Origin of the sequence: Duganella violaceipulchra, assembly GCF_019166075.1 — a bacterium.
In the GTDB taxonomy this organism is placed as follows: domain Bacteria; phylum Pseudomonadota; class Gammaproteobacteria; order Burkholderiales; family Burkholderiaceae_D; genus Rugamonas; species Rugamonas violaceipulchra.
In genome coordinates, this window is sequence record NZ_JAHTGR010000022.1 from 88954 (window position 1) to 96168 (window position 7215).

The following is a 7215-nucleotide window of genomic DNA, read 5'->3' on the forward strand; positions in this document are numbered from 1 at the left end:
TTCCCTTGAGGAGCGTTTCGTCATGCCACTCACTTTCAAAGAAGAGATAGAACTGCAGGCGGCCTTCATGCACATCAAGCGTGAGCGCAAGGAGTCGCTGAAGGCCATGTTCGGCGGCACGCAACTCAAGCCCAAGAGCCGGCTGGAGGACGCCAAGACGCTGGCCAAGGATGCCAAGGAGTGCAAGAAAAAGTTGGGGGCGATCCCCGGCGTGGCGGTGCCGGACATTCCGCTGAGCCTGAACATCGACATCTTCAAGGGCATCGACTTGCGCGAGCTGGTCAACTTCACGATGCCGCGCATTGCGCTGCCCAAGTTCGACATCAACCTGATCCCCGACATCAAGCTGGGCGAGATCCCCGGCTTCGACCTGCCGCAGGTCCGCCTCAACCTGAAGGGCCTGATCAAGTTCAAGGACTTGTTGCCGACCATCTCGCTGCGGGCGCTGAGCTTCAAGATCCTGGTGCGGCTGCCGGAGATCAACATCCCGTCCCTGCTGTTCGACCTGAGCAAGATCCTCAACATCGATTTCGACGTGCTGTTCCCCAAGCTGCGCCTGCAGTTCCCGGACTTCTTCCTCCGGGTCCCGGACATCAGCCTGCCGCACCTGGCGATACCGGACATCAGCCTGCCCAACGTCAACCTGCCCTCGCTCGAGCTGCCCAGCATCAACCTGGACGAGATCGATTTCAGCGCCATCCACATCCCCGGCATCGACCTGCCCGCGATGCTGAAGATACCGGGCTTCGACAAGGTGCTGCGGCTGCTGTTCGAGCTGTTCGATTCGCTCGACATCGGCGCCATCGTCGCCGAGCTGGGGGTGGAATTCATGGCTGACTTCATCACGTCGGCGCTGCCGCTGGTGCAGCAGGTCAAGGCCGGCGCCAAAGCGGCCAGCAACTGGGGCACGGCGGCGATGGACTGGCACAAGGCGCAGAAGACCACGGTGCAGCGCGGCTTCCTGCTGCCGGGCGACGCCCGCGACGCCTGCGACGCCGTGGCCACGCTGCTGCGCACCAGCCGCGACCAGCACGCGGCGCTGGCGGCGATCCAGACCACGCAGCTGGCGGTGTCGACGGCCGGGCTGTTCGCCGACCTGGGCGGCGTGACCGGACCGGCGGTGGCGGCCGCCAGCGCCATCGCCACCACCTGCCAGAAGATCATGATCATGGGGGCGCGCTACAAGGAGGTGAAGAAGGTCAACCTGATCCTCAGCAGCTCGGCCATGGACGCGCTGAGTTCGAACATCTTCCTGGTGTCGCCGCTGCTGGGCTGCTACTACCTGGCCAACAACACCACCAGCAATGTGCTCAACATCCTGTCGAACAACATCATCGAGGATGGCTGGATGGCGAACTGGGAACAGAACAAGCGCAACCACCTGGACCCGCTGCTGAGGGAGTGCCAGCGCTTCATTTCCGAATCGCGCTACGTGCTCGATCCGATCCGGCAGAACAAGGGCATGTATGTGGAGAAGAGCAGCATGGACAAGCTGCAGGAGGGATTGTCCCTGTACATCAAGAAAAAACGCGGACTGGCGCCCGCGCACGCCACCGTGGCGACGCATAAATACATAGGCTGAACCGGCGCCGCGCGCCGGTCCCTGCCGCGCGGTCGATCAACGGCGGCGGTAGCCACCGTGTCCGCCCCAGCCGCGATGGCCGCCGCAGCACCAGTGCCCGAATGAGAAGTCCAGGCCGATGCTGACCGGAGGGTAGTAATAGGCTGGCGCAGGCGCGTAATACACCGGTGCCGGCTGGATGTAGGTGGTGGTGTAGACCGGCTCGCTGGCGTAGACCACGCGCGAGCTCGGCGCCGGCGCCTCCTCGTACCAGGTGCCCGACGACGCGCCGCCGGCGTAGGCGCGGTCGGTCGGCGCCACGGCAACGGTGTGCCACTGGTACGGGTCCTGCACGACGCGGGTGCTGGTGGCGTAATAGCCGGGCTGCTGGACGGCGCAGCCGCCCAGGCTCAGGGCCGCCACTGCGGCGGCAACGGCGATGATGGTTTTCATGGCACTCCTCCTAGTTTCAAAGTGTACTATATAAGGAAGTGGACCGCCGCCGGAGCCCGATTACAGCTTGTTACAACGGTTGTGACAGGCGAAAAAAAAGGAAGCGCATGGCTTCCTTTTTTGATACTCCGGGGGAATTAGTCCAGCTTCCAGGCGTAGTCGACCTTCGTCCAGGTTTCGGCGGGGGCGCCGTCCTTGGTGCCCGGCTTGAACTTGCATGCGCTGAGCGACTTGATGGCCGCCTTGTCCAGATTCTTGAAACCGCTGCTCTTGTCGATCTTGGAGTCGGCCACGCTGCCGTCGGCCTTGATCAGGAAAGACATCGACACCGTGCCCTGCTCTTCGTTCATCAACGACGCTTTCGGGTATTCGGCCTTGCAGGTTTTGGCATCAAAACTGGCCGGGACTTCGGCAGCGAACGCCACCGGTGCGCTCGAAACGAGCACTGCTGCGATCACACTCAACCAACGCTTATTTGTAGACATGATTTCCCCAAGTGTAGATATCCGGCACTCAGGCCGCGCGGAACCGCGCAGCCCGGTTGACACTGATTACAGCTTCCAGCTGTAGTCGACTTTGGTCCAGGTCTGGGCCACTGCGCCATCCTTGGTGCCCGGCTTGAACTTGCAAGCGCTCAGGGCCTTGATCGCAGCCTTGTCCAGATTCTTGTAGCCGCTCGACTTCTCGAGCTTGGATTCCACGACGTTGCCGTCGGCAGCGACCAGGAAGGACATGGTGACATCGCCCTGCTCTTCGTTGATCAGCGATGCTTTAGGGTACTCAGCCTTGCAGTTCTTGGCATCCAGCGATGCTGGCACTTCGCCGGCGAAGGCGGTCGAAGCGGCGGACAGGATGACGGCGGCGAATACACTGGTCGAAAACTTATTCATTTTTACAATTTCCAAACTTATTATTAAAAACTGGTTGATCGAATCCCACAGCGGACCTACATGCCGCGCAAAAGCGCGACGGCAGACTGCGGCAAAGTGTTAAAACTCTTCCCACTCATCGCTGCTGGCGGCGCTAGCTGCCGAGGCGACTTTCTTCGGTTTGGCCGCTGCGGCAGGCGCCGGCGCGGAGGCCAGTTTCTTGACAGGAGCACGGGCGACGATCGGCTTGACCGCGGCCCTGGTGGCGGCAGGCTGGTACACCGGAGCCGACACGCGCTCCTCGCCATCCACCAGTTTGAAGATGCTGACCACGCGCGACAGTTCGGCGGCCTGGTCCTGCAAGCTTTGTGCGGCGGCGGCGGCTTCTTCCACCAGCGCGGCATTTTGTTGGGTCATGCTGTCCATCTCGATGATGGAGTGGTTCACCTGCTCGATGCCGGCGCTCTGTTCCTGGCTGGCGTTGGCGATCTCGCTCATGATGTCGGTCACGCGGCGCACCGAGGCCACCACTTCGTCCATCGTCACGCCGGCCTGGCCGACCAGCTTGGTGCCGGCGCCGACTTTTTCCACCGAGTCGTCGATCAGCATCTTGATTTCCTTGGCGGCGCCAGCGGAACGCTGGGCCAGGTTGCGCACTTCCGACGCCACCACCGCGAAGCCACGGCCTTGTTCGCCGGCGCGGGCCGCTTCCACCGCAGCGTTCAGCGCCAGGATGTTGGTCTGGAAGGCGATGCCATCGATCACGCCGATGATGTCGACGATCTTCTTGGCCGAGGCGTCGATCGAGCTCATGGTGTGGACCACTTCCGACACCACTTTACCGCCCTTGATCGCCACGTCCGACGCCGCCGAAGCCAGTTGATTGGCTTCACGGGCATTGTCCGCATTCTGTTTCACGGTCGAGGTCAGTTCTTCCATCGCCGAGGCGGTTTTTTCCAGCGAGCTGGCCTGCATTTCGGTACGCGACGACAGGTCGATATTGCCGGCGGCGATTTCACGCGAGGCGGTGCCGATGGTTTCGGTGCCCGAACGGACCTGGCCCACGATGTCGACCAGGCTGTTGCGCATTTCCTTCATCTCGGACAGCAGGCTGTCCTTGTCGTTGCCGTCGGTGTCGATGGCGATCGACAGGTCGCCGTTGGCGATGCTGCCGGCGATCGAGGCGGTGTAGTCAGGCTCGCCGCCCAGCTGTTTCAGCAGGCCGCGGGTGATGACGTAGGCGGCGGCGACCGAAATCGCGACAGCCAGCACGCCCAGGATGATCATGAAGCTGCGCGCGGCCGAGAAGCCGGCGGCGGCGTCGGTCTGCACTTGCGCGTTCAGTTTTTCTTCCAGCGTGCCCAGTTGATCGAGCGCGGCCATCCATTTTTTCTGGGCCGGGCGGATTTCCTTGATCAGGACTTTGGTGGCTTCCTCGGCCTTGTTGGCCAGCCACAGCTCGGACGCCTTGGCGATGGCCGGCATGGCGATCGCTTCCTGCTCCTTGACCGTTGCCAGCAGCGCTTTTTCTTCAGCGGTGGCTTCGGTGGCGAACTGCGCGCTCAGTTTGTTCTGTGCATCGGCGTACTTGGCGGCCAGGTCCTTGATGCGGTTCATGTCCGGTTCCATATCGGCGGCATCGGTCATCAGGGTCAGGATGCGCAGCGAGGTCACGCGGTCGCCCACGTTGGAACGCATGTCGACCACCAGACGCGACACCACGTTGTTCACCGAAATCACGTGATCCAGGCGGTCCTGAATCTGTGCCATGCGGAAGATACCCACGGTGGTCACCGCCACCAGGAATAACAGAACCAGCGCGAATCCAAGACCCAGGCGCGTTCCGACTTTCATTTTTGCTAAATTCATTTCGTCTTCTTCGTAATTGACACAGTTGATAAGAGTGCCCTGGAAAGTCTCGTCTCGTGCACGACACCATCCACCCGGCCCTTGCTGCTAGGTAATATCTATGACAGTAGCAAACAATGACTGCGAATGCAAAAACTTGCCGCTCCACCGGCAGCCTGCATGTAGTTTTACCGCACTATACAAACGTGAAATAAAGGTGGATATGTGTGTATATTCAGGAATTATAGATGCAAATTTTGCCTCAAAGCAAGCAAAACCCGCCTAAAAAATACGCAAACGAACTTTCTGCGTGGAAATACCAACAGTCCAATATATTGTTTGCCAGAAACGTCAGTTTGTGCTGCGAATTACGCAGCAATACGTAGGCGGGCGGCGGCTTCGCGCAGCAAATCGGCGTCGCCGAGGGCGAGCTTTTTGGAGTCAGACAGAACCTGACGGAATGCACGGGCGCCGGGCAGTCCGGTCATCAGGCCCAGCATGTGGCGGGTGATGGAGTTGAGCTTCAAGCCACGGGCGCCGTGCCGGGCCAGTTGGGCTTGTATATAGGGGATCATGGCTTCGAGCACGTCTTCGCGGCTCTTGGGCGCGCGGGCGTCGCCGTAGTAGCGCTGGTCGAAACCGGCCATCACGAAGGGGTTGTGATAGGCCTCGCGGCCCAGCATGACGCCGTCCAGGTGCCGCAAATGCTCGTCGATCTCGGCTTCGGTCTTGATGCCGCCGTTAATAATGATTTCGAAGTCAGGAAAGTCGCGCTTGAGCTGGTAGGCGAATTCGTACTTCAGCGGCGGCACTTCGCGGTTCTCTTTCGGCGACAAACCCTTCAGGATGGCGTTGCGCGCATGCACGATGAAGGTCCTGCAGCCGGCCTCGGCCACGGTGCCGACGAAGTCGCGCACGAAGTCGTAGCCTTCGGTTTGGTCGATGCCGACCCGGTGCTTGACGGTGACGTCGATGCTGACGGCGTCGCGCATGGCTTTGACGCAGTCGGCCACCAGTTGCGGCTCGGCCATCAGGCAGGCGCCGAACGCGCCCTTCTGCACGCGCTCGGACGGGCAGCCGCAGTTGAGGTTGATTTCGTCGTAGCCCCACTTCTCGCCCAGCTTGGCGCTGGTGGCGAGGTCGGCCGGATCGCTGCCGCCCAGCTGCAGCGCCACCGGATGCTCTTCGTCGTTGAAGCGCAGGTGGCGTTCGACATCGCCGTAGACCAGCGCGCCGGTGGTGACCATCTCCGTGTACAGCCAGGTGTGCTGGCTGATGTGGCGGTGGAACACGCGGCAGTGGCGGTCGGTCCAGTCCATCATCGGGGCGACGGACAGGCGGCGGCTCGCTTTCACGGGCGCGGTGTCGGTGGTCGGCAGGTTGATGATGGTCATGGCGGCAACTATGGGAATCGCTTGGGGGTCGTCATTATACAGCGGAGCGTGCAGCCGCGCTCATATCCTGCGGAAAGCTGTTTTTCAGAAGCTGGACGGCGCCAGTGCAGAAAGCAGCGCATCGTATTCGAGTTAATCTTTGCTCCGAATTTTCTCAAGTACCTGAAAAATATAAGATTTTCTCCATGATTTCGAGATAGGAGAATCAATCATGCGAGAATTTCAGATGGGAATTCGTAGGAGTAGCGAGTCAACTTCCAGGGCAACGCCCCCCCCCAGTTACGACGTCCAAATGACAAAAGCCACGGTTTCCGTGGCTTTTCATACTTAATGCTCAGCGACCCGAGTCTTTGGAGCGTTAGTGACTATAGTCACTCGCTTCCTACGATATACGTCGGCTTGGAAAGCAACAGCGCCACCAGGAGTCGTTTTTGACTTGTCACGCTCAGCGCGTACTTGGCTAGGCGAAGACGGCTTTAATTTCGCCAGCGCTTGCAAAAATTTACTTGTCATATTGAAATCCCCCGTGCCTCAGCGTACTCGTTCAGCAACTTCCAACTCACACTATCGTCCCTAAGCTCAAACGTCAGTTCAAGCCCTATGCCATTATCGTACCACCAATCGGGGCCCTCATCTGCCTTCATGAGGTCAGTAAGGCGCAGGCATCCTTGAAGTTCTTGCGGAAGTTTCCCTATTATTTGACCCGGTAGAGGGGCATCAAAGCCCAAAGTGGGCCAGACGTGGTATCCGAAGAACATACCACGATTGATAGCGCTGCCAGCCGCAAACAATGTCACAGAGTGAAACCCCAACTCCTTCGCCTGCTGGATACTCATCATCACGGACCTAACGCCTATGCCTTGGTCCTGAAACTCCTCACGCACATAGATCGAGTCAACCGCTAGTTCAAAGGTCAACGCCCCGCCGCTGTTGACGATGAAATATTCCGAAGGATACTTAAACAGGCTCTATGCCGTTTTCAGTGGAAATTGACATCAGGCGAAGTGGCGCGTAACGCCATGTTCGCGCGGCACGGCGGCGAGCAGCGGATTGGACGGCAGGTGTTTGAGCTTGGCCATGCGTAAGTAAG

At 59.9% G+C, this 7215-nt stretch carries 7 protein-coding genes; 1 reads left to right on the plus strand and 6 read right to left on the minus strand.

The features are described 5' to 3' along the window. The first annotated feature begins 22 nt into the window (after positions 1-22). Positions 23-1582, plus strand: coding sequence for a hypothetical protein (locus KVP70_RS28920; protein ID WP_217945844.1), 1560 nt, complete (start codon positions 23-25; stop codon positions 1580-1582). Between the two features lie 36 nt (positions 1583-1618). On the opposite strand, the gene KVP70_RS28925 is transcribed toward KVP70_RS28920, so the two are convergent. From KVP70_RS28925 to KVP70_RS35430, 6 genes are all read right to left on the minus strand, one after another. Beyond that, on the minus strand, positions 1619-2014 hold the full coding sequence (locus tag KVP70_RS28925) for a hypothetical protein (RefSeq protein ID WP_217945845.1): 396 nt from the start codon (positions 2012-2014) through the stop codon (positions 1619-1621). Between the two features lie 137 nt (positions 2015-2151). Next, a complete protein-coding gene (locus tag KVP70_RS28930; RefSeq protein WP_116993399.1) occupies positions 2152-2499 on the minus strand; it encodes an energy transducer TonB in 348 nt (115 codons plus the stop codon). A gap of 66 nt (positions 2500-2565) precedes the next feature. Continuing rightward, positions 2566-2904, minus strand: a complete 339-nt coding sequence (locus tag KVP70_RS28935; protein ID WP_217945846.1) for an energy transducer TonB — start codon at positions 2902-2904, stop codon at positions 2566-2568. A gap of 99 nt (positions 2905-3003) precedes the next feature. Further along, positions 3004-4752 (minus strand): methyl-accepting chemotaxis protein, encoded by a 1749-nt coding sequence (locus KVP70_RS28940; RefSeq protein ID WP_229225164.1) that lies wholly within the window; start codon positions 4750-4752, stop codon positions 3004-3006. A gap of 347 nt (positions 4753-5099) precedes the next feature. Next, on the minus strand, positions 5100-6125 hold the full coding sequence (gene dusA, locus KVP70_RS28945) for a tRNA dihydrouridine(20/20a) synthase DusA (protein ID WP_217945847.1): 1026 nt from the start codon (positions 6123-6125) through the stop codon (positions 5100-5102). 509 nt (positions 6126-6634) lie between these two features. Then, entirely contained in the window at positions 6635-7042 is a 408-nt protein-coding gene (locus KVP70_RS35430) for a GNAT family N-acetyltransferase (protein WP_369698897.1), read from the minus strand. Between the last annotated feature and the right edge of the window lie 173 nt (positions 7043-7215).